The 22060-nt window shown below is 70.4% G+C and carries 25 protein-coding genes, 1 tRNA gene and 2 pseudogenes; 20 read left to right on the top strand and 8 right to left on the bottom strand.

Going from position 1 to position 22060, the window contains the following annotated elements:
- Nucleotides 1–105: 105 nt before the first annotated feature.
- From ABD371_RS29500 to ABD371_RS29485, 4 genes are all read left to right on the top strand, one after another.
- Nucleotides 106–786 carry a GmrSD restriction endonuclease domain-containing protein gene (locus ABD371_RS29500; RefSeq protein ID WP_344483546.1) on the top strand — a complete coding sequence of 227 codons (681 nt, stop codon included), beginning with the start codon at nt 106–108 and terminating at the stop codon, nt 784–786.
- Between the two features lie 127 nt (nt 787–913).
- Nucleotides 914–1114: a hypothetical protein gene (locus tag ABD371_RS29495; protein ID WP_344483543.1), complete on the top strand. Its 201-nt coding sequence runs from the start codon at nt 914–916 to the stop codon at nt 1112–1114.
- A 122-nt stretch (nt 1115–1236) separates the two neighbouring features.
- Complete coding sequence (locus ABD371_RS29490; protein ID WP_344483540.1) at nt 1237–1824, top strand: HhH-GPD-type base excision DNA repair protein; 588 nt, start codon at nt 1237–1239, stop codon at nt 1822–1824.
- 142 nt (nt 1825–1966) lie between these two features.
- Entirely contained in the window at nt 1967–3511 is a 1545-nt protein-coding gene (locus ABD371_RS29485) for a M28 family metallopeptidase (protein ID WP_344483537.1), read from the top strand.
- Nucleotides 3512–3577: 66 nt separating this feature from the next.
- Here the strand turns inward: ABD371_RS29485 and ABD371_RS29480 are convergent, their stop codons facing one another.
- Nucleotides 3578–5134, bottom strand: coding sequence for a helicase HerA-like domain-containing protein (locus ABD371_RS29480; RefSeq protein WP_344483534.1), 1557 nt, complete (start codon nt 5132–5134; stop codon nt 3578–3580).
- 96 nt (nt 5135–5230) lie between these two features.
- On the opposite strand from ABD371_RS29480, the gene ABD371_RS29475 reads away from it, so the two are divergent.
- Nucleotides 5231–5527: a type II toxin-antitoxin system VapB family antitoxin gene (locus ABD371_RS29475; RefSeq protein WP_003955420.1), complete on the top strand. Its 297-nt coding sequence runs from the start codon at nt 5231–5233 to the stop codon at nt 5525–5527.
- A 93-nt stretch (nt 5528–5620) separates the two neighbouring features.
- Nucleotides 5621–6247 carry a LytR C-terminal domain-containing protein gene (locus ABD371_RS29470; RefSeq protein ID WP_344483531.1) on the top strand — a complete coding sequence of 209 codons (627 nt, stop codon included), beginning with the start codon at nt 5621–5623 and terminating at the stop codon, nt 6245–6247.
- A gap of 97 nt (nt 6248–6344) precedes the next feature.
- On the opposite strand, the gene upp is transcribed toward ABD371_RS29470, so the two are convergent.
- Nucleotides 6345–6980 carry a uracil phosphoribosyltransferase gene (upp, locus tag ABD371_RS29465; RefSeq protein ID WP_190121348.1) on the bottom strand — a complete coding sequence of 212 codons (636 nt, stop codon included), beginning with the start codon at nt 6978–6980 and terminating at the stop codon, nt 6345–6347.
- Between the two features lie 85 nt (nt 6981–7065).
- On the opposite strand from upp, the gene ABD371_RS29460 reads away from it, so the two are divergent.
- From ABD371_RS29460 to ABD371_RS29445, 4 genes are all read left to right on the top strand, one after another.
- A complete protein-coding gene (locus ABD371_RS29460; protein WP_381735049.1) occupies nt 7066–7347 on the top strand; it encodes a hypothetical protein in 282 nt (93 codons plus the stop codon).
- A 206-nt stretch (nt 7348–7553) separates the two neighbouring features.
- Complete coding sequence (locus tag ABD371_RS29455; RefSeq protein WP_344483526.1) at nt 7554–8087, top strand: tRNA adenosine deaminase-associated protein; 534 nt, start codon at nt 7554–7556, stop codon at nt 8085–8087.
- A 56-nt stretch (nt 8088–8143) separates the two neighbouring features.
- Nucleotides 8144–8572, top strand: coding sequence for a tRNA adenosine(34) deaminase TadA (gene tadA / locus ABD371_RS29450; protein ID WP_344483523.1), 429 nt, complete (start codon nt 8144–8146; stop codon nt 8570–8572).
- A gap of 95 nt (nt 8573–8667) precedes the next feature.
- A tRNA-Ser gene (locus ABD371_RS29445) sits at nt 8668–8752 on the top strand.
- A gap of 98 nt (nt 8753–8850) precedes the next feature.
- On the opposite strand, the pseudogene ABD371_RS29440 reads toward ABD371_RS29445, so the two are convergent.
- Nucleotides 8851–9387, bottom strand: a pseudogene (locus ABD371_RS29440) (DUF6357 family protein); the annotation flags it as partial.
- A 96-nt stretch (nt 9388–9483) separates the two neighbouring features.
- The gene (locus ABD371_RS29435) at nt 9484–9981 is read right to left on the bottom strand and encodes a hypothetical protein (protein ID WP_344483520.1); all 498 of its coding nucleotides are present in this window, start codon (nt 9979–9981) and stop codon (nt 9484–9486) included.
- 146 nt (nt 9982–10127) lie between these two features.
- Here ABD371_RS29435 and ABD371_RS29430 point away from each other — a divergent pair, with 146 nt between their 5' ends.
- From ABD371_RS29430 to ABD371_RS29395, 8 genes are all read left to right on the top strand, one after another.
- A complete protein-coding gene (locus ABD371_RS29430; protein ID WP_344483517.1) occupies nt 10128–10802 on the top strand; it encodes a response regulator transcription factor in 675 nt (224 codons plus the stop codon).
- Nucleotides 10803–10872: 70 nt separating this feature from the next.
- Nucleotides 10873–12147 (top strand): sensor histidine kinase, encoded by a 1275-nt coding sequence (locus tag ABD371_RS29425; protein WP_344483514.1) that lies wholly within the window; start codon nt 10873–10875, stop codon nt 12145–12147.
- Nucleotides 12148–12160: 13 nt separating this feature from the next.
- On the top strand, nt 12161–12400 hold the full coding sequence (locus tag ABD371_RS29420) for a type II toxin-antitoxin system Phd/YefM family antitoxin (protein ID WP_344483511.1): 240 nt from the start codon (nt 12161–12163) through the stop codon (nt 12398–12400).
- The gene (locus tag ABD371_RS29415; RefSeq protein ID WP_344483721.1) at nt 12397–12843 is read left to right on the top strand and encodes a PIN domain-containing protein; all 447 of its coding nucleotides are present in this window, start codon (nt 12397–12399) and stop codon (nt 12841–12843) included. The genes ABD371_RS29420 and ABD371_RS29415 overlap by 4 nt, the downstream gene beginning before the upstream one ends.
- Nucleotides 12844–13235: 392 nt before the next feature.
- Nucleotides 13236–13400 (top strand): hypothetical protein, encoded by a 165-nt coding sequence (locus ABD371_RS29410; RefSeq protein ID WP_344483508.1) that lies wholly within the window; start codon nt 13236–13238, stop codon nt 13398–13400.
- A gap of 42 nt (nt 13401–13442) precedes the next feature.
- On the top strand, nt 13443–13736 hold the full coding sequence (locus tag ABD371_RS29405) for a Dabb family protein (RefSeq protein WP_344483505.1): 294 nt from the start codon (nt 13443–13445) through the stop codon (nt 13734–13736).
- Between the two features lie 207 nt (nt 13737–13943).
- Nucleotides 13944–14888, top strand: a complete 945-nt coding sequence (locus tag ABD371_RS29400) for an RNA polymerase sigma factor SigF (protein WP_344483503.1) — start codon at nt 13944–13946, stop codon at nt 14886–14888.
- A gap of 234 nt (nt 14889–15122) precedes the next feature.
- On the top strand, nt 15123–16001 hold the full coding sequence (locus ABD371_RS29395; protein WP_190121339.1) for an RNA polymerase sigma factor SigF: 879 nt from the start codon (nt 15123–15125) through the stop codon (nt 15999–16001).
- Nucleotides 16002–16202: 201 nt separating this feature from the next.
- Here the strand turns inward: ABD371_RS29395 and ABD371_RS29390 are convergent, their stop codons facing one another.
- The gene (locus ABD371_RS29390) at nt 16203–16421 is read right to left on the bottom strand and encodes a hypothetical protein (protein ID WP_344483499.1); all 219 of its coding nucleotides are present in this window, start codon (nt 16419–16421) and stop codon (nt 16203–16205) included.
- 198 nt (nt 16422–16619) lie between these two features.
- Between ABD371_RS29390 and ABD371_RS29385 the strand changes: the two genes are divergently transcribed.
- Entirely contained in the window at nt 16620–17108 is a 489-nt protein-coding gene (locus tag ABD371_RS29385) for a MarR family winged helix-turn-helix transcriptional regulator (protein ID WP_344483496.1), read from the top strand.
- Between the two features lie 95 nt (nt 17109–17203).
- Nucleotides 17204–18703, top strand: a pseudogene (locus ABD371_RS29380) (MDR family MFS transporter); the annotation flags it as partial.
- 162 nt (nt 18704–18865) lie between these two features.
- Here ABD371_RS29380 and ABD371_RS29375 read toward each other — a convergent pair.
- The 3 genes from ABD371_RS29375 to ABD371_RS29365 all read right to left on the bottom strand — a co-directional run bounded on the left by ABD371_RS29375 (nt 18866) and on the right by ABD371_RS29365 (nt 22060).
- Nucleotides 18866–19630 carry a TetR/AcrR family transcriptional regulator gene (locus tag ABD371_RS29375; RefSeq protein WP_344483490.1) on the bottom strand — a complete coding sequence of 255 codons (765 nt, stop codon included), beginning with the start codon at nt 19628–19630 and terminating at the stop codon, nt 18866–18868.
- 92 nt (nt 19631–19722) lie between these two features.
- Nucleotides 19723–21231: an MFS transporter gene (locus ABD371_RS29370; protein ID WP_344483488.1), complete on the bottom strand. Its 1509-nt coding sequence runs from the start codon at nt 21229–21231 to the stop codon at nt 19723–19725.
- Nucleotides 21232–21322: 91 nt separating this feature from the next.
- Entirely contained in the window at nt 21323–22060 is a 738-nt protein-coding gene (locus ABD371_RS29365) for a response regulator transcription factor (RefSeq protein WP_344483485.1), read from the bottom strand.

The raw sequence follows: 22060 nt of genomic DNA, 5'->3' as shown, positions 1-22060 counted from the left end.
CGCGTAAACACGGCGCTCACCACCCCCGGATTTTCCGCTCGTACGAGTGGATCCGGCGCGCCGCCCGCCCGTCCGGGCCCTCCCCTCCCGCTAGTAACTGGGCCCATGACCAAGAATCCCGGCCGCACGATAGCGGCACTGTCCCTCGCGCTCGTCCCGCTCCTGACCACCGCCGTCTCCGCTCCCCCGGCATCGGCCAGCTCCGTGGAGGTCTTCCAGCTGGAGGACGCCATCTCGCTGCTCGTCGAGGCCGACGAGAACCGCGCGGGCTACACCGCCACCGCCTTCCCGCACTGGAACGCGGGCAAGGACCCCGCCGACGGCTGCTCCACCCGGGAGGAGGTGCTGCTCGCCGAGGCGGTCGAGGAGCCCGATGTCTCGGCCGGCTGCTCGCTGTCGGGTGGCCGCTGGGTCTCGTACTACGACAACCAGTCGGTGACCAAGCGGTCCAGCGTCACCGTCGACCATGTCGTCCCGCTCGCCGAGACCTGGGGCTCGGGCGGCTCGGCCTGGAGCGCCGATCGCCGTGAGGCCTACGCCAACGACCAGGGCTCGCCCGCCACCCTGGCGGCGGTGACCGTGCGCGCCGAGCGGGAGAAGGCCGAGCAGGACATCAAGGAGTGGCTGCCGACGGAGACCGCGGGGATCTGCCGGTACATCGGCGACTGGGTCGGGACCAAGCTGCGCTGGAATCTGACCGTCGACAAAGAAGAGATGGAGGTGCTGAAACTCTTCGCGGACAACTCCTGCGAGACCACGGTCGTCCTCGTCAACCGGGTGCCCTGACCCACTCGGGCGTATTGGGCCGAACGGGTGAACGCGCCCTCCATCCGTTTTAAGGGCCGTGACCTTTTGCCGGTCCGATAGTTATACCGGCCACTAGGCAGACGACGAACAGGTGGACGAAAGCTCTATGAAGGCCAGAATCGCCCTTACGGTCCTCGGTGCGGCCCTGCTGGCAGCCGTACTCCCCGCCACCGCCGCGGTCGCGGACGAGACGCACACGGACTCGCACAACGGCATCACGCTGATCTCGATCGGCCAGATCGACGACCCGCTGGAGGATGTGCTGGAGCACGCGGCGATCTTCGGCTCGACCTCCACCCAGGGCTGAGGACCCCGGGCTCCAGCCCCGGGACTCCTCCGAGGACCCCCTCCGCCACTTCCGGCGAGAGGGGGTCTTTCGTCGCGGGCGGTTCACTGGCGGCCCGCCCGCGCCGGGGCGATCATCGGACCATGAGCCCCGAGATGCACCTCGCCCAGCAGCCCGAAGCCGATGAACTCCTCGGCCGCAGCCCGCTCGCCGCCGTCGTCGGAATGCTTCTCGACCAGCAGGTTCCCATGGAGTGGGCGTTCTCCGGGCCCTACACCATCGCCCACCGGATGGGCGGCGACGACCTCGACGCCGGCGAGATCGCCGCGTACGACCCCGACGCCTTCGCCGAGCTGTTCAAGGAGAAACCCGCGGTCCACCGCTACCCGGGCAGCATGGCCAAACGGGTGCAGACGCTCTGCCAGTACCTGGTCGACGAGTACGGCGGCAGCGCGGAAGCGATCTGGAGCGACGCGGACAGCGGCGCCGAGCTGCTGGCACGGCTCAAGGCACTGCCCGGTTTCGGCGACCAGAAGGCCCATATCTTCCTCGCGCTGCTGGGCAAGCGGTACGGCGTACGGCCCAAGGGCTGGCGCGAGGCGGCGGGCCCGTACGGAGAGGCCGGAACGTACCGCTCGGCCGCCGACATCACCGGACCCGATTCGCTCGCCAAAGTACGCGCGCACAAGCAAGAGATGAAAAAGGCCGCCAAAGCAGCCAAGGGCAACTGAAATACGGGCGATCGAAGAGGAAGTTCCGGCTCCGGGAATGTCGATCAGATGAACTGAGGCACGAGTTGGGGCACAGACGTTCCCATAGCCGTCGCGGTCTCGTTAACTTCCCTTCTACTTGTCCATACCGGGAAGGAACTCTGTGAAGGCAACCCGTCGCAGAGCCGTGGCCACCCTGGCCGCCGCCGCACTCGCGACCCCGCTCCTGCTGGCATCCGCCTCCCCCTCCGCCGCCCACCGGGACGATGCCGGGCAGCAGGCGACGAAGCTGGCGAAGAAGCTGGTCTCGAAGGCGTCCGTGAAGGACGCCCACAAACATCTGAAGAAGTTCCAGCAGATAGCCGACACGGCGGGCGGCAACCGCGCCGCCGGCACCCTCGGGTACGACGCCTCGGCCGCTTACGTCTATCAGCAGCTGAAGAAGTTCGGATACGACGTCCGTTACGAGCCCTTCACCTTCGTCTACACCGAGACGCTCGCGGAGAAGCTCTCCGTCGTCTCGCCGGGCGCGCGCGACATCCCGATCACCGCGCTGACGTACACGAAGTCCACCCCGGTCGGCGGAGTCAAGGCCGATCTGGCGACGGTGCCCGTCGACGCGAGCACCGGCTGCGAGCCCGCCGACTACGCCTCCGGCACCTTCACCGGGAAGATCGCGCTGATCAAGCGCGGCGGCTGCACCTTCGCCCAGAAGCAGGCGACCGCGGCCGAGGCCGGCGCGATCGGCGCGATCATCTACAACAACGCCGCGGGCTCCATGGGCGGCACCCTGAGCGATGTCGCCTCCGGGAAGATACCCACCGGCGGAATCAGCCAGGCCGCGGGCGAGGAGCTGGTCAACGAGGTGGCGGCGGGGCCGGTCAACGTCTCCTTCGAGATCCGCCAGCTGCTCCAGAACCGCACCACCAACAATGTGATCGCCGAGACCCGCCACGGGAACGCGGCCAACACGGTGATGCTCGGCTCCCACCTGGACTCGGTCGCCGCGGGCCCGGGCATCAATGACAACGGCTCCGGCTCCGCCGGTCTGATCGAGGTCGCCCAGGAGCTGGCCAAGGCCGAGAAGCGTCCGGCCAACAAGGTCCGCTTCGCCTGGTGGGGCGCGGAGGAGAACGGGCTGCTCGGCTCGAAGGCGTATGTCGCCGGTCTCAACGATCTCGCCAAGAAGGAGATCAAGCTCTATCTGAACTTCGACATGATCGCCTCGCCGAACTACGGACTCTTCGTCTACGACGGCGACAACTCCGACGGCGTCGGCGCGGGCCCCGGCCCCGAGGGCTCGGCGCAGCTGGAGCGCGACATCAACGAGTTCCTCGACGACCGGGACACCCCGCACGAGGGCACCGACTTCTCCGGCCGTTCGGACTACGGCCCGTTCATCGGGGTCGGCATCCCGGCCGGCGGCACCTTCACCGGCGCCGAGGGCATCAAGTCGGCCCAGCAGGCGGCGAAGTTCGGCGGTACGGCGGGTCTGGCGTACGACCCGAACTACCACGCCAAGGGCGATGACATCAACAACATCAACCTGACCGCCTTCAAGGTGAACATCGGGGTCATCGCGAACGCGGTGGGCACCTACGCCCACGACCTCAGCTCGCTCCGGACGCCGGTGAACTCGGTTCCGACCGAGCCGGGCACCGGCAGCGGGGGCGGTCTGCACGAGGGCCACGAGGACGTCATCGAGTAATCGAGCGGTCGTTCCGGGGCCGCCGGTCCTGTGCCGCACGGGCACGGGACCGGCGGCCGGGAATGTCTAGCGCCGCCGGCGGGCGGTGCCGAAGAGGGAGCGGGTGATCTCGCGGCCGATCTGGGTGCCGACCGAGCGCGCCAGCGAGCGGAAGACCCCGCTGCCCACCACCTGTTCGACCAGCGAACCGTCCCGGTCACCGGCCCGCCCCGGCCCCGGCTCCGGTTCTGTTCCCCTCTCCTTCTGCTTCTCCTTCTCCGGCGCGGGCCGTTCGGCCCGCGCCGCCAGCTTCTCGAACGCCGACTCCCGGTCCACCGCCCGCGCGTAGCGCTCGTACAGCGGTGACTCCCGCACCGCCGCGTCCAGCGCCGCCGCGTCCACCGGCCCCATCAGCGACTGCGGGGCCCGCAGCCGGGTGGCCGCCACCGGGGTCGGAGCGCCCGACTCGCCCAGTACGGTGATCACCGCCTCGCCGGTGCCGAGCCCGGTGAGGACCTCCTCCAGGTCGTACGCCGAGTTCGGGAACGTACGGACCGTCGCCTTCAGGGCCTTGGCGTCCTCCGGGGTGAACGCCCGCAGCGCGTGCTGCACCCGGTTGCCGAGCTGGGCCAGCACATCGGAGGGCACGTCCTTGGGCGTCTGGGTCACGAAGAACACCCCGACTCCTTTCGAGCGAATCAGCCGCACGGTCTGGGTGATCGCCTCCAGAAACGCCTTGCTCGCGCCCGTGAACAGCAGATGCGCCTCGTCCAGGAAGAAGACCAGCTTGGGCTTGGCCAGGTCCCCCGCCTCCGGCAGATCGTGGAAGAGGTCCGCCAGCAGCCACATCAGAAACGTCGAGAACAGCTGCGGCTTGCCCTGCACCGCCGCCAGCTCCAGCACGGAGACCAGCCCGCGCCCGTCCGGCGCGGTCCGCAGCAGCTCCGAGGTGTCGAACTCCGGCTCCCCGAAGAAGCCCCCCGCCCCCTGCTGCTCGAACGCGGTCACCGACCGCAGGATCACCCCGGCCGTGGCGGCGGACAGCCCGCCGATGTCCTTGAGTTCGGCCCGCCCCTCGGGAGAGGTCAGAAACGCGACCACCGCCCGCAGATCCTTCAGATCCACCAGTTCGAGCCCCTTGGCGTCGGCGTAGTGGAAGATCAGCCCGAGCGACTGCTCCTGCGTCGGGTTGAGCCCGAGCACCTTGGAGAGCAGTACGGGGCCGAAGCCGGTCACCGTCGCCCGGACCGGGATCCCCGGGCCGATGCCGCCGAGTCCGTAGAACTCGGCGGGGAACCCCCTTGCCTCCCACTCCTGTCCGACCTGCGCGGCCCGCTCGCCCACCCGCCCGCCCGGCTGCCCGGGGGCGGAGATGCCGGAGACGTCCCCCTTGATGTCCGCGAGAAAGACCGGCACACCGTTGGCGGAGAGCTGCTCGGCGATCAGCTGGAGGGTCTTGGTCTTCCCGGTGCCGGTCGCCCCGGCGACCAGTCCGTGCCGGTTGAGCATCGACAGCGGGATACGGACCGGGGCCTCGGGCAGACACCGCCCCTCCCACAGCAGCGCGCCGAGCTCGATCGCCGCTCCCGTGAGGGCGTACCCGGAGGCGATTTCCCGCGCGGGCTGCGGCACGCTCTCGGCCATGAGGCCCCCGATTCTCCGTATCTGAGGAGTTTTGCCCAGGATCGCACTCGGCCGCCGTGGCTGCGCCCGGAGGCGCTCGCCCGGTAGGCTTTCCGTGTGATCTTCAAGCGCATCGGAAACGGACGGCCTTACCCCGACCATGGCCGGGAAAGCACCCGGCAGTGGGCGGACGTCGCGCCGCGCCCGGTCCGCCTCGATCAGCTGGTGACCACCAAGGGCCAGCTCGATCTGGAGACCCTCCTCGCCGAGGACTCCACCTTCTACGGCGACCTCTTCGCCCATGTCGTGAAGTGGCAGGGCGATCTCTATCTGGAGGACGGCCTGCACCGCGCGGTGCGCGCCGCGCTCCAGCAGCGGCAGGTCCTGCACGCCCGGGTCCTCGAACTGGGCTGAGACTGACCCGTTCGGGGCCTTTCGGAGGCCGTACGGACCCAGTCAGTCGATCATCTTGTACGCATGGCCCCCGGGCCGCATTACGCTGCGCCCATGAGCATGCTGACTCCTCCCGGCATGGGTGGAAAGTACCGCGTCACGGGCGAGACGTACCCGCGGATGCGACGCCCGCGCAAGCGCCGCAGGATCATCACGGCGCTGGTCGCCGCAGGGGTCGCCCTCGGAGTGGCCGGCTGGGGGACGCTACAGCTCATCGACGTCTTCACGGACGACGGCAAGAAGGCCGCCGCGGCGACCCGCGGCGCGGACTGCAAGCCGGCTCCCAAGGAGTCCGCCGCGCCGCCGCTGCGGCTCAGACCGGCCCAGGTCACCGTGAACGTCTACAACGCCACCCCTCGCAGCGGTCTCGCCAAGGCCGCCGCCGACGAGCTGAAGAAGCGCGGCTTCACCATCGGCAAGGTGGGCAACGCCCCCGCCGCCTTCGACAAGAAGATCAAGAACACGGGTGTGCTGCTGGGCTCCCCGACGGCCGTCAAGGGCCCCTTCCTTCTCCTCGGCACCCAGCTCAAGGGCACCACCAACAAGACCGACGCCCGCAAGACCAAGGACGTCGACCTGATCCTCGGCACGGCCTTCACCAAGCTGTCCCCCAAGCCCGCGGCCGACCGCGCCCTCACCGCTCTCGCCAACCCCGCGCCGGGGCCGAAGCCCAAGTGCTGAACGGCCGCCCGGCGGCCCCGGGTCCCCGGAGCACGGAGAAGCCCCGGGTCCAGGGGACCCGGGGCTTCTCTCCATCCTGAGCGGCGCGAACGCTCCGCTACTCCGCGCTGCCGTACATCCGGTCACCGGCGTCACCGAGGCCGGGCACGATGTACCCCTGCTCGTTCAGCCGCTCGTCCACCGCGGCCGTCACCACGGTCACCGGCGTCCCCGCCAGCTCACGCTCCATGACCTCGACGCCCTCGGGGGCGGCCAGCAGCACCACGGCCGTCACATCGTCCGCACCGCGCTTGATCAGCTCGCGGATCGCCGCGACCAGCGTCCCGCCGGTCGCCAGCATCGGGTCCAGGACATACACCTGACGCCCGGAAAGGTCCTCCGGCATCCGCGTGGCGTAGGTCGACGCCTCCAGCGTCTCCTCATTGCGGATCATCCCGAGGAAACCGACCTCGGCGGTGGGCAGCAGCCGCACCATCCCGTCGAGCATCCCGAGCCCGGCCCGGAGGATCGGCACCACCAGCGGGCGCGGGTGCGACAGCTTCACGCCGGTCGTCCGGACCACCGGGGTCTCGATGTCCACCAGCTCGGTGCGCACGTCCCTGGTCGCCTCGTACGCGAGGAGCGTGACCAGCTCGTCGGCGAGCCGCCGGAAGGTGGGGGAGTCGGTGCGCCGATCGCGCAGTGTGGTGAGTTTGTGCGCCACCAGCGGGTGGTCGACGACATGGATCCGCATACCGTCAACAGTAGCCCGGCTCGCATCAAGGAACCTTCCGGAGGGAAGGTGGAGGCAGACGTCCAGCCGTGGAGTGGTGTGGCCGATGCCGGAACCGGAGTATCCCGAACATGAGCACGAGCACGGGCGCGAGCGCGGGCAACGCGCCGTGGAGCACGCCGTGGAGCGCGCCCGGAAAAGCCCGGAAGCGGAACCCGAGGATGAGCACGGGACCGAGCCGGAGCCGAACTCCGAGCGCAGACGGCGGCGCGCCCAGTTCCTCCGAGAGCTGAACGAGGCGAAGGCCCTGCGGGACCGCGTCCAGCCCCGGCGGGCCAGGGCGGCCCGGATGCGCCAGCAGATGCGTATGCGCACCTTCCGCTGGTAGCCCGTCCGGTGTCCCCGACATCGGCTTCCACCCCGGTTCGGAGGTTCCACGTGAAACCTCCGGATGGGACCGGATGAGAACTGATGGCCGACGCAACGACGGAAGACCTCTCGCGAGGCCCCGGTTTCTGCCACGATTCCGAGTGGGCGAGGCACACATCAGCGCACCGCCCAGTCGTCACACCTCTGATCAGTGGGAGAGTCACGGTGTACTTCGCCGCACTGCTCGCGCGCACTCAAGACGGGTGGGAAGCGAGCGACACGGAGTTCGACGATGTGGAGACCCTGTCCGATCTGTCCGATCTGGCCCGCGCGGCCTCGCTGGACGAGGACACGGTGATCCTCTTCATCGAGCAGGAGGATTCCTGGTTCGGGCTCGTCCGGGTGGAGGGCGAGGAGGATCCTCGTATCTTCGTCTCCGACGCGGCAGCCGCCGCGCGCTCCTCGTACGGGGAGATCCTCACCAATGAACTGCTCGGCCGGGACGCCGACGACCCGTCCGACGAACTGGACGCGCTGGACCTCGACGGCACCGAGGACGGAGAGCCGTCCGCGCACGACAATGACCACGACGACACGGACCCCGCCGCCGAGGCGGTGCCGGCCGCGCCGCTGGGCGACCGCGGCATCCTCGCCGACCTCGGCCTCTCGGAGAAGGAGCTGCTGACCCTGAACACCGACGCACTGCCGGAGATCGCCGACGCCCTGGGCGCGGCCGAGGTGCTGGAGACCGTCCGCTAGTGACGGAAGAGGCCACCCGGACAGGAGACCCCGTACGAGACCCGTGGGAGACGCCGATGCGTCTCGCCCTCGCGGAGGCCGGACACGCGGCGCTCTCCGGCGATGTGCCGGTCGGCGCCGTCGTGCTGGACCCCGCCGGTGTCCCGCTCTCCTTCGGCCACAACGAACGCGAACTGACCGGCGACCCCACGGCCCACGCCGAGGTACTGGCGATCCGCCGCGCCGCCGAGCACCTCGGCGGCTGGCGGCTGTCCGGCTGCACCCTGGTCGTGACCCTGGAGCCCTGCACCATGTGCGCCGGCGCGATCACCCAGTCCCGCCTCGACCGGGTGATCTACGGCGCCCGCGACGAGAAGGCCGGCGCGGCCGGCTCCCTCTGGGACGTCGTCCGCGACCGCCGGCTCAACCACCGCCCCGAGCTCGTCCAGGGCGTCCTGGAACCCGAGTGCGCGAAGCTCCTCACCGACTTCTTCCGCACCCGCTGACCGCCCCCGTCGGCACCCACCCTCCCCACCTGCGAAAACACCTCATCCATCAACCGATTTCGGCTCACGGCCCACTGTGGGCTAAGCTCTCTCCCGGTAGCGTGTCCGAGCGGCCGAAGGAGCTCGCCTCGAAAGCGAGTGTGGGGAAACTCACCGAGGGTTCAAATCCCTCCGCTACCGCTTCCTACACCCCCTGATCCGCGGAAACGCGATCAGGGGGTGTTTTGCGTCGGCCCTCATGTCCGGTCGGCCCTCATGTCCGGTCGGCCCTCATGTCCGTCCTCGGCGGCGGTGCGGGGACTGTCCGGGAACCGCTTCTTCTCGACGCCCTTGTCGTTGGTGAACGACAGGGGCGTCCGCCTCGCGCTCCCGCCGAAGCCGGCGCGATCAGGGTGTGCGCGGCGCAGGGCCGTGTCGGTCGCCGCCGCCATCCGGTCCCAGTCGCGCTTGTCCGTGGCGCGTTTTCCCCGTCGCGGATCGCGGCCGATCCGCATCCCGTCGGACGTCTCCATCGCCGCGCGCAGGGCGGCGCAGAGCCGGCCGCGGTCGAGCAGATCGATGTCGGCACCGTGGGCGACGAGCCGGCCCCGGGTTCCGGCGGCGTCGCACAGCGGAAGGACCGCGCTCCACAGCAGCAGGTGTCTGGCCAGATCCTCCCGGATCACCGCGAGATGGGCCTCCCCGACCGGGAAGGTGAAGGTGCGGGGCTCGTGGTTGGCGTCGGCCCCGGCGCCGAGGGCCGGCTTCACCTCACCGTCCTCGCGGATCACCTGCGGGATCCAGCCGCTCGCGCGCGGGAAAACGGCGTCTCTCACGGACTCAGTCCTTCCGCGTCCGGAAACCCTGGACAGGGCCGTCCCGCCTGGCGAGCGGGACGGCCCTGTCCGTGGGGGCGCTGATTCCGGTCCGGTCTACTTCCGGTGTTCGAACCTGCCGGGTCCGGCGGGCTCGAAGGGGTCGCCGGGCTTGTCGGCCTTGGCGGACTCGAAGCAGACCTCCGGCTTGCCGTCCCCGCCCTTGCCCTTGCCCTTGCCCTTGCCCTTGCCCTTGGCGGCCGGCTCGCCGGAAACCGTCAGGCCCGGCCCGTCGACGCCGCCGGACGGGAAGGCCGCTCCGGTCGGCACCTCGCCGTCGGCCGGCACGAAGCAGAAGGCCGCCGCGTCGCCGAACGCGTGCTTGCTGGTCACCTTGCCGGGACGGTCGGCGGCCCTGCCCGTGTCCTTGCCGACGGACTCGGTGGAGGGGCCCGCGCCCTTGTCCGTGTGCTGAACGGCGGTCGCGGGCCTGGGCTCGGTGGTGTCGGAGGTGGTGGCACCGTCCGCCTGGGCGGCGCCGACGGCGGCCCCGACACCCAGCAGGGCGGTCGCGCCGATGAGGGCGGCGCGCTTGAGAGTCTTGGACTGAGGCACAGGATGTCCTTCCGGTCCGGTCACCGCTCGATCCGCGGTGGCGATGGGTGAACCGTGGCAGGGGGCCTCTGAGGCCACGCTGAAATCCTGAAGCGGGCTTCAGCACGGACTGCCGGTCGTCCCTTCGGTGAGGCAGGCTGCACAGCATGCGCATGCTGATGGTGGAGGACGACGCACGGCTCGCGGGTCTGCTGCGCCAGGGGCTGGCCGGGGAAGGCTTCGAGGTGGACTGGGTCGCCGACGGCCGCCAGGGGCTGCGGCGCGCGCTGTCGGGAAAGTACGACGTGGTCGTGCTGGATGTGATGCTGCCAGGTCTGAACGGCTACGCCGTCTGCGCCCGGCTGCGCGCGGCGGGCAGCGCCACCCCGGTGCTGATGCTCACCGCCAAGGACGGGGAGTACGACGTGGCCGAGGGGCTGGAGACGGGGGCGGACGACTATCTGGCGAAGCCGTTCTCCTTCGTCGTGCTCACCGCCCGGCTGAAGGCCCTCGTCCGCCGCTCCGGACGCCGTGCGACGGCGGTGCTCCGGGTGGGGGATCTGCGCGTCGAGCCGGTGTCACTGCGCTGCTGGCGCGGCCGGGACGAAGTCGTCCTGACCGCGAAGGAGTTCGCGGTACTGGCCTGCCTGGCCGAGCGGGCCGACGAGGTCGTCGCCAAGACCGACATCGCCGAACGCGTGTGGGACGAGTACTACGAGGGCGACTTGAACATCGTGGAGGTGTACGTCAGTGCGCTCCGCCGGAAGATCGACGCGCCGTTCGGGCGCAGAAGCATCCGCACCGTCCGGGGTGCCGGCTACCGGCTGTCCTCCGAAGGCTGAGGGCCCGGTGCCCGTGTCCGCGCGCCGCCGGTTCCCCCGCCGCGTACGGCCGGCCACGGTGCGGGGCCGGATGACTCTCGCGGTGGCCGCGGTACTGGCCGTCGCGCTGGCGGCGGGGGCGGCCGTTCTGCTCATCACGGTCCGCGGCGAGCTGTGGCAGTCGGCCCGGGACGCCTCTCAGCGGCAGGCCGATCTGGCGGTGACGCTCTTGGAGCGCACGGGAAGGAACGGCACCGGCGACAGCGTCGAGGTGAACGGGGCCGAGGTCGAGGCGGCCCCCGTGTCGGAGGCCGCCTCCGGGCCGTCCCTGGAGACGAGGTCCGCGGCGAGGGCCGCCGAGGGGCCCAAGGTGTTCTCGTTCTCGGCCGACGGCCGCTACCGCGCCCAGAGCGTGGTCGACCTCACCGCCGCCGAGGACACCCTGCGCGGTGTGCTCGTGCTCGTGGCGACCGGTGTGCTGCTGATCGTGCTGCTCGGAGCGGCGCTGACCTGGGTGGCGGTGGGCCGGGCGCTGGCCCCGGTCGAGGCGGTGCGCCGGGAGGCCGCCGAGATCACCGCCAACGATCTGCACCGCCGTCTCCCGGTCCCGCCCGCCCGGGACGAGATCTCCCGTCTGGCCACCACCCTCAACACCACCCTGGACCGCCTGGACCGCGCCGTCACCCGGCTGCGCGTCTTCACCGGCGACGTCTCCCACGAACTGCGCGGGCCGCTCACCGTCCTGCGCACCCGCCTCGAACTCGCCCTCGCCCGCCCCGACGGCGCGGACTGGCCGCAGGTCGCCGCCGAGGCCCTCGAAGACACCGGCCGCCTCCAGACCCTCGTCGGCGACCTCCTGCTCCTGGCCCGTCTGGACGCCCACCGCGAACCGCACCACCGACAGGTCGACCTCACCCTCCTCGCCCACGACCTGGCCCGCCGACCGGGCGTCACCCCGCCCACGGACATCGACGCCCCCGGCCCCGCGCCCGTACTCGGCAACGCCGCCCATCTGACGCGGCTGCTCACCAACCTCCTGGAGAACGCGCGCCGCCACGCGGTCGCGACCGTCCGGGTCCGCGTCACCGCCGACGACCACGAGGTGGTCCTGGAGGTGACCGACGACGGCCCGGGGATCCCGGCCGAGGAGCGCGAACGCGTCTTCGACCGCTTCACCCGCCTCGACGACGCCCGCACCCGCCACGACGGCGGCACCGGCCTCGGCCTGGCCATCGCCCGCTCCATCGTCACCACCCACGGCGGCACCCTCACCGCCCGGCCCCCCACCGGCCCCGGGGGCGGTGCCCGCCTGGTCCTGCGGCTGCCCAGGGCACCATCGCGATCGCATCGCCCGGACCCCATGTAGCAACATGTACTACATGGAGACTACAGCCCGCGAGTTCAACCAGAGATCGTCACAGATCCTCGCCGCGGCGGCCCGTGGCGAGACCATCACGGTCACCAAGAACGGCATCGCGGTCGCGCGTGTGGTGCCCATAGGAGAGGACGTCCCGCCCTACCCGACCGACCCCATGGGCCTCATCGACCTCCCCGACCTGGGCCTTCCTGATCTCAGCGACGACGAGATCGAGGATGTTCTGAAGGGCATGGGGGCCTGAGCGTGATCGCTATCGCCGATACCAACGCGCTCTACCGTCTCCTCGACCCGCGTCTCGCGGAACACGAGGCCCACAAGGAAGCGCTGGCGGCCATCAGTCACCTCATCGTCTCGCCCATGGTGCTCGCCGAGCTGGACTATCTGATCTCGGCACGCGGCGGCGCCCGGAAAGCCCTGACCGCGGCACGGTTCATCGAGCGGAACACGGCGACCCGCAGGTTCGAGGTGCCGCCCGTCGCCGCGCACCTCAGCTCCGCGATCGCCGTCGCCGAGGGCTGCGCGGACGCGGACGGAGGGCAGGGCATCGGCCTGACGGACGCCATGAATGTCGCACTGGCGGCGGTCTACCGCACGGAGGTCCTGTTCACGACGGACCGCCACTTCCGGATGATCCGGCCGCTGACCGGCCACAAGGCGTTCCGACTGCTGCCGGAGGACCGGTAAGGGCTCCAAGGCGTCCGGCCGGGACAGGGCGAGAGGAGGAAGGGTCCGGGAGAAGCGGTCGGGGGGGATGACCGCTTCCCCCGGTGGGACGGACCGGCCCTCGGGCCCTGCCGCAGTCGGGGGGAGCATGCGGCGGGCCCCGCACAGGGGCCGGTACGGGAGCCGGCGGTATTCCTGCCGTATCCCCGCGGGCCCGCACCCGAGTCCATCGTGCGCCCTCAAAGGCCCGGACTTGTACGGCGAACGGCCCCGATCTTCGGGTCCTTGGTCCCTAAAGGCTCGGTTAGACTTCCGCGACTCTCCACGATCACGGCAGGGACGGGCACGGACGGCCGGGCACGGAGAGCCGGGGGCCACGGCGGAGTCAGCGGGAACACCGGGGAGGAAGAGGCATGGCACAAGCGAAGAAGATCGCCTTCTACATCATCGTCATCTTCGTGGTGTACACGATCATCACCTCCCCGGAGAAGTCCGCCGACCTGGTCCAGATAGGCTTCGAGGGCATATCCAGCGCCGCCAAGAGCGTCGGCGACTTCATGACCGAACTGGTCAATTAGCCCCGGCGGACCCCGCCGCCGGCCCCTGCCGAGGAGCGTTCCTTGATCCGTCACCTGGTTCTCTTCAAGCTCCACGAGGGCGTCGAACGGGACGAGCCCCGAGTGGCCGCCGGAGTGAAGGCCTTCCAGGAGCTCGACGGGCTCGTGCCCGAGCTGGAGTTCTGGGAGTGCGCCTGGAACATCAGCGACCGGCCGATGGCCTACGACTTCGCGATCAACTCCGCCGTGGCCGACCGTGACGCGCTGAAGAGGTACATCGAGCATCCGGCCCATCAGGCCGCCGCCGGACGGTGGCGCGAGTTCGCCACCTGGGTGATCGCCGACTACGAGTTCTGAGCCCCGGCCGGGGCCCGCGTCCCCGCCGCCGTACGGCACATCAGCAGCCCCCCGCCCTTGTGGCGGGGGGCTGCTTGAGGTTTAAACCCCAACTTGCCTTCAACACGGTGTTATCTGGTGCTTGCACACAGTGGACATGTCTTGTGATGCTATGACCGCTTTTGATTGATGACTTGACCGTAGATGACCGCAAAGGGGTGGCGTACCGTGCCGGCCAGTACCGCGCCTGAAGCGCTGCCCCAGAACGAGCGGGCGAACGATCCCCCCGCAGCGGCCTCCGCCACCGCCGTCACCGCCGTCACCGCCGTCACCACGGAAGCCGAGGCCGAGCTGACCGACACCGGGGCCCCGGACGACACCGGGGCCGCCGGGTCCGTCCGGCCCGGCGGGCGGGGGGCGGACACCCGCGCGCTCACGCTGGTCCTCTTCGGGGAGCTGAAGCTGCTGGAGCCCGGGACCCCGGAGCACAGCAGGGTGCGCGGGGCGCTGATCGAGGCGAATCTGCCGCTGGTGCGGTACGCGGCGGCCCGCTTCCGCAGCCGCAATGAGCCGATGGAGGACGTCGTCCAGGTCGGCACGATCGGCCTGATCAACGCGATCGACCGGTTCGACCCGGACCGGGGGGTGCAGTTCCCCACCTTCGCGATGCCCACGGTCGTCGGCGAGATCAAACGATACTTCCGCGACAACGTCCGGACCGTGCATGTTCCCCGGCGGCTGCACGAGCTGTGGGTGCAGGTCAACGGCGCGACCGAGGATCTGACGACGGCTCACGGCCGCATCCCGACGACCGCCGAGATCGCCGAGCGGCTGAAGATCGGCGAGGACGAGGTGCTCGCCTGCATCGAGGCCGGGCGTTCGTACCACGCGACCTCGCTGGAGGCGGCCCAGGAGGGCGACGGACTGCCGGGGCTGCTCGACCGGCTCGGCTATGAGGATCCGGCGCTGGCGGGCGTCGAACACCGGGACCTCGTACGCCATCTGCTGGTGCAGCTGCCGGAGCGGGAGCAGCGGATTCTGATGCTCCGTTACTACAGCAATCTGACGCAGTCACAGATCAGCCAGGAGCTGGGCGTTTCGCAGATGCACGTGTCAAGGCTGCTTGCCCGCAGCTTCGCCCGATTGCGGTCCGCAAACAGGATCGAAGCGTAGTCGGAACGGGTAGACCCAAGCAGAACGTTTTTCAGGGGCCCCAACACCCCTGCACCCCTTGCTTCCTGCGATGATCCCCTGAAGCTGTGTCGACAAATCTCTTCGGCGTGTTGCCGACATGTGACATTCTGCCGGAGAAGCGTTTGCGGCAGCCTTGCGGCCGGTATTTCAGGTGCAGGCTGCGTTCCCGTTGGTCGCGGCCACCGCGACCGTACGCGACCTCAAGGGGGTGGCATGTCCGTAGAACAGGGCAGCTCGAAGGTGCTCACGCTCACGCCCGCGCAGAGCGCCCCCGCACCTGTCACGCCTGACAGCTCGGAGGCCATCGACACCCGAACTCTCTCCCGTTCGCTCTTCCTCCGGCTGCGCGCGCTGGACACGGCGAACGCGGCGAACGGCGACGGGACCGTCGACAGCCCGGAGCGCACCTATGTGCGCGACACTCTGATCGAGCTGAATCTTCCGCTGGTGCGGTACGCGGCGGCCCGCTTCCGCAGCCGCAATGAGCCGATGGAGGACATCGTCCAGGTCGGCACGATCGGCCTGATCAAGGCGATCGACCGGTTCGACTGCGAACGGGGCGTGGAATTCCCCACGTTCGCGATGCCGACCGTCGTGGGCGAGATCAAGCGCTTCTTCCGCGACACCTCGTGGTCGGTGCGGGTGCCGCGCCGGCTCCAGGAGCTGCGGCTCGCGCTCACCAAGGCCAGCGACGAGCTGGCCCAGCGACTCGACCGCTCCCCGACCGTGCCCGAACTCGCCGCCGTGCTGGGCGTTTCGGAGGAAGAGGTCGTCGACGGCCTCGCCGTCGGCAACGCGTACACCGCCTCCTCGCTGGACTCCCCGTCTCCCGAGGACGACGGGGGCGAGGGCTCGCTCGCCGACCGCCTGGGGTACGAGGACACCGCGCTGGAGGGGGTGGAGTACCGCGAGTCGCTGAAGCCGCTGCTGGCCAAACTCCCGCCCAGGGAGCGGCAGATCATCATGCTGCGCTTCTTCGCGAACATGACCCAGTCGCAGATCGGCGAGGAGGTCGGCATCTCGCAGATGCATGTCTCCCGGCTGCTGACGCGTACGCTCGCCCAGCTGCGGGACGGTCTGATCTCCGACTGACGCAGGACCGGTCCCCGGTGGAATGCCGCCCGGCCGCCGGGGCCTTCGCGCCGATGCGACGTCAATCGCCCCGCGGCAAAGGACCGGTACGCATCGCGAGACGCGGAACGACGGTGGCGGCGCGCCCGCCCGGGAGCGCCGGCCGCCGGCGCGACCGCACCGAAGTGCGGCCCCGGACCGGCTGGTTGCCCGGTCGCCCGGTTACGCGAACGCGAGCCAGGCCACCGCGCCGAGGATCGCGACCACCGCGACGACCGCGATGATCACGCCGGGCTTCGGCCCGGACTGCGCGGCGGCTTTCTGGCGACGGCCCTGCGGCTCGCCCTCGTCGACGAACGCGCGGAACATCTGAGTGCTGCCGGAAGGGTCTTGGCCGCCCTGGGAGTGCTGGCCCTGGGGAGCATGGGGGTTGTGTGCCATGGGGCACGACCCTAGCGAACCCGTACGCGGGACCCAACCCCGGGCACGGACCACCGCCCCCGTACGCGACGCCCTCACGGGGCCCTGAACATCCTCTCTCCGTTTTCATTTGCCTTCAGCAACCAACAATCTTATGGTTGCCCAAAGCAACGACAAGCTCGACAGTGAGCCGGACGACGGACTCGGGGAGGCTCGGCCATGGCCGCAGAGGCTCAGTACGCGGAACTGGCCCGGCAGCTCAGCGCCATCGGCACGCTCCGGCGCGGCCTGGCCCGGCTGCTGCCCGTCGAGTGCCCCTCGGGGGCCGCCGCCGTGCTCGCCCTGCTGGACCGGCACGGTGAGATGCGGATGGGCCGGCTCGCCGAGCTGCTCTCCGTCGACATGTCGGTGACCAGCAGACATGTGGCCCATGCCGCCGGCTCGGGCTGGGTCGAGCGCGATCTCGACCCCGGTGACCGGCGCTCCCGCATCCTGCGGCTCACCCCGGCGGGCTCGGCCATGATCGCCGAGCTGCACCGGCGTACCGCGGGGGTCTTCGCCCGCCGCCTCCACGACTGGTCCGACGACGAGATCGGACAGCTGATCGACATGCTCGCCCGGCTGCGCGACTCCTTCGGGGACCACTGCGCGCTCCCCCGCGACACGGCACACGACGCGACAGCACACGACGCGACAGACAAGACATAAGAGAAGGACCACTCATGGCGACGACCACACCGTCCGGTCTGCGGGGCGCCGACGGCCGGGCCGGGCGGGACGCCCACCCCGACGACGGCCCGTCGATGACCCATCGGCAGATCATGAAGGCGCTGTCCGGGCTGATGCTCGGCATGTTCGTCGCGATCCTGTCGTCCACGATCGTCTCCAACGCCCTGCCCCGGATCATCGGCGATCTCGGCGGCGGACAGAGCGCCTACACCTGGGTGGTCACGGCGGCGCTGCTGTCGATGACCGCGACCACCCCGCTCTGGGGCAAGCTCGCCGACCAGTTCAGCAAGAAGCTGCTGGTGCAGTCGGCCCTGCTGATATACGTCGCCGGTTCGGTGGTGGCCGGGCTGGCGCAGAACACCGGGACGCTGATCGCCTGCCGGGTGGTCCAGGGCATCGGCGTCGGCGGTCTCACCGCGCTCTCGCAGGTCATCATGGCCGCGATGATCGCCCCCCGGGAGCGGGGCAGATACAGCGGTTATCTGGGGGCGGTCTTCGCGGCCGCGACGGTGGGCGGCCCGCTGCTGGGTGGGGTGATCACGGACACCGACTGGCTCGGCTGGCGCTGGTGCTTCTACGTCGGGGTGCCGTTCGCGCTCATCGCGCTGGTCGTGCTCCAGAAGACGCTGAAGCTGCCGGTGGCCCGCCGCCGGGTGAAGGTCGACTGGACGGGCGCGTTCCTGATCAGCGCGGCCGTCTCGCTGCTGCTGGTCTGGGTGACCTTCGCCGGGAACGACTACGCCTGGGCCTCCTGGCAGACCGCCGCCATGGTCGGCGGCGCGGTGGCGCTCGGCGCGGGCTTCCTGCTCACCGAGGCACGGGCGAGCGAACCGATCATTCCGCTGCGGCTCTTCCGCAACCGGACCATCGCCCTGGCCTCGGCCGCCTCGCTCTTCGTCGGGGTCGCGATGTTCGCGGGCACGGTCTTCTTCAGCCAGTACTTCCAGCTGGCGCGGGGGCTGTCCCCGACGATGTCCGGGGTGATGACCATCCCCATGATCGCGGGCCTCGTCCTCTCCTCCACCGTATCCGGCCTGATCATCACCAAGACGGGCCGCTGGAAGAGCTGGCTGGTCACCGGCGGTGCGCTGACCACGGTGGGGCTGGGGCTGCTGGGCAGCATCCGCCATGACACCGAGACCTGGCAACTGGGCGTGCACATGGCCGTGATGGGGCTCGGCCTGGGCATGATGATGCAGAACCTGGTCCTCTGCACCCAGAACCAGGTCTCGCCCGAGGATCTGGGCGCGACCTCCTCCGTGGTCGTCTTCTTCCGCTCCCTCGGCGGCGCGATCGGCGTCTCGGCCCTGGGCGCGGTACTCGGCACCCGGGTCACCCGGTACACGGAGGACGGCCTGGCCGAACTGGGCCCGCAGGGCGCGGTCCCGGGCGACGCCGGCGGTGCCTTCCCCGACCTGGCGGCGCTCCCCGAGCCGGTGCGCGCGGTGCTGGAGAGCGCGTACGGCCACGGCGTCGCGGACGTCTTCCTCTACTCCGCGCCGTTCGCCCTGGTGGCCTTCGTGGTGACGCTCTTCATCAAGGAGGTCCCCCTGAAGAGCGGGAAGGCCGCCGCCGGCACCCCGTCCCGCCCCACCAGGTCCGTCGGCGTCTGAGGTCTGAGACGAGGGCGCGCGCCGGGGACACCCGGGGGCTCGGGAGCCTGGGCCTCCGCAGGCCCGGGTCCGGGTACGGGGGTGGCCAGGCCTGGCCACCCCCGTACCCGGGCCGGAGGCCTTCTACCCTCTGGCGGCCATCGCCTCGATACCGGCGACCAGCAGGTCGAACGCGTAGTCGAAGTCGCGCTGGCGGGCCTCGCCCACCGTGTCGCCGCCGCGCGCGTCCGTCATGTCCGAGGAGCTGTTGAGGTACCGCTTCAGGCTCGGATCCCCCTTCATCGAGCCGAGGGCCTGCCGGATGTACTCGTCCTCGGTCATCCCCGCCGACCGGCAGTGGGTGAGGAAGTTGCCCTCGACCGTGCCGAATCCGTAGACGAACTGGAAGACCGCCGAAATGCCGCCCGTCTGTCCGCGCGGGGGCAGTCCGGTGTTCCGCATCACCTGCTGCAAGGACATCGAGAACGCCATCGCGTTCGGTCCGACGTTGAGGAAGGTGCCGACCATCGCCGACATCCAGGGATGCCGGACCAGCACCGTCCGGTACTCCACGGCCAGCGCGCGCAGCTGCTCCCGCCACCGCTCCGGATCGTCGGCGTCCGGCAGCGAGGTCTCCCCGAAGGCGGCGTCGAGCGCCAGCTCCAGCAGGTCGTCCTTGGTGTCGACGTACCAGTAGAGCGACATGGCGGTGACTTCCAGCTCCGCCGCGAGCCGCCGCATGGAGAACTTGGCCGCGCCCTCGGCGTCCAGCAGCCGGGTCGTCGCCTCGACGATCTTGGCGCGGTCGAGACCGGCGGGCTGGGCGGCCCGGCGGCCCCGGTCGGCCCTGTCCTCCAGCCAGACGCTGGTCCGCGCGGGACCCTTCGCGCGGTCGGCCGCACTCACCATCACGCCACCCTCCTCGGTGTGCCCCGTCGGACGGCCGGCCCCGGGCGAAGGCGTCGTCCGGGCCGGCCGGTCATGTACCGCCCCGGCCGATGCTATGCCGCCTGCCGGACGGTTTCCTCATTCTCCGCCCGCCACAGCAGCGCCGCCGCGAGCAGGCCGCCCGCCAGCACCGCCACCGCTCCGACCAGCTGACTCGTCTCCAGTCCTGTGGCGAAGGCCTCCGAGACCCTGGCCCGCTCCGCCTCGCCGTCCGCCGCCGCCAGGGCGGCCGGCAGCGAGGCCGCCCCCACCACTCCGGGCAGCAGCCCGGCGAAGCGGGAGTTCAGTACGGCTCCGAGCACCGCGACGCCGAGTCCGTTGCCGAACTCCGCGAGGGTGCCGTTCACCCCGGCCCCGACGCCGGCCTTCTCGCGGGGGATAGCGCTCATGATCGCGTTGGCCATCGCGGGCATCGAGAGCGCGATGCCCGCGCCCATCACGACCAGGCCGAGGAACATCCCGCCGTAGCTCTCCCCGCCGAGCAGCGCGATCGCCGCGAGACCGGCCGAGACCAGCCCCATGCCGACCGCGATCGTCACCGGGGTGCCGAGCTTCGGCAGCAGCCGGGGGCCGATGCCGGTCATGTTCAGGGCGACGATGGTCAGCGCGAGCGGCGCGGTGCGCAGACCGGCGTCCAGCGGTCCGTACCCGAGCACGAACTGAAGGTGCTGGGTCAGCAGGAAGAGCGAGCCGCCCATGCCGAAGGCGACCAGGATCGAGCCCGCGACCGCCCCGACGAACCGCCGGTTCCGGAAGAAGTGCATGTCCAGCATCGGGTACGGGATGCTCAGCTCCCACCGGGCGAAGGCGGTGAGCACCACCACGCCGACGGCGGCCGAGACGAGCACCTGGCCGGAGGTCCAGCCGTGCTCGGGCCCGGAGATGATCGCGTAGACCACCGCGGTCATACCGATGGTGGAGAGCACCGCGCCGACCAGGTCCGGCCGTTCACCCTGCGGGTTCTTGGACTCCGGCACCAGCAGGAACACCGCGATCAGCCCGGCCGCCGTCACCGGGATGTTGATCAGGAAGATCGAGCCCCACCAGAAGTGGTCGAGCATGATCCCGCCGATCAGCGGCCCGGCGGCGAAGCCGAGCGAACTGACCGTCGACCAGAGGGCGATCGCCTTGACCCGCTCGGTGTCGTCGAAGATCTGGACGATGACCGCGAGGATCGTGGTCATCAGCAGCGCGCCGCCGACGCCCATGCCGGCCCGTGCGGCGATCAGCTGGGCCGAGGTCTGGGCGAGCCCGGCCGCGAGCGAGCCGATGCCGAAGAGCGCGAGGCCTGCCAGCAGCAGCTTCTTGCGGCCGTAGCGGTCGGCCGCGTTGCCCGCGGTGAGCAGCAGACCGGACTGGACCAGCGAGTAGGCGTTGATCATCCACTGGACGTCGGTGGCGGAGGCGTCGAGCTCCCGGTTGAGGGAGGGGATGGCGACGCTGAGGACGGTGTTGTCGAGCAGCACGGTCAGCTGGGCGAGGCAGATGACGCCGAGGATCAGCCAGCGCTGCGGATGGCGGCCCGTGGGGGCCGATTCGGGCTTGGCGGTCGTCGCCGTCATGCCAGCTCCTTGTACGGTGTACGAGAGATTTCTCGTACACCGTACAAGGGTTGCCATACGCTGTATAGCCAGTAAGGGAGTCGGGCCGCCCTCACTCCCCCGGCTTGATCAGATACCCCGCCCCCCGCCGGGTGTGGATCATCGGGGAGCAGCCCGCGTCGATCTTCTTCCGGAGGTACGAGACATAGAGCTCCACCACATTGGCCTGGCCGCCGAAGTCGTACGACCACACGCGGTCCAGGATCTGCGCCTTGCTGAGCACCCGGCGCGGGTTGCGCATCAGATAGCGCAGCAGCTCGAACTCGGTGGCCGTCAGATGGATGGACCGGCCCGCGCGGGTGACCTCGTGGCTGTCCTCGTCCAGGGTCAGATCGCCCACCGAGAGCAGGGACTCGGCACGCACCGCGGGCGCCCCCGACCGGCGGATCAGCCCGCGCAGCCGGGCGACGACCTCCTCCAGCGAGAACGGCTTGGCGACATGGTCGTCGCCGCCCGCCGTCAGCCCCGCGATCCGGTCCTCGACCGCGTCCCCGGCCGTGAGGAAGAGCACCGGAACCGTCGGTTCCTCCCGCCGCAGCCGGCGCAGCACCGATATCCCGTCCATGTCGGGAAGCACCACGTCGAGCACCACCGCGTCGGGCCGGAACTCCCGTACGGCACGGACCGCTTCGGCTCCGTCCCCCGCGCTGCGCACCTCCCAGCCCTCGTAGCGCAGCGTCATCGAGAGCAGTTCGCTCAACGCCGCCTCGTCGTCCACGATGAGCACCCGGACGGGCTTCCCGTCCGCTCTGAGCATCTCGGTACGCCCCTGGGGCGAGATCGCGGTCAT

It is taken from the genome of Streptomyces amakusaensis (assembly GCF_039532665.1).
Classification (GTDB): domain Bacteria; phylum Actinomycetota; class Actinomycetes; order Streptomycetales; family Streptomycetaceae; genus Streptomyces; species Streptomyces amakusaensis.
The sequence above is the reverse complement of the archived record's forward strand: the minus strand, read 5'-3'. Positions and strand labels throughout refer to the sequence as shown.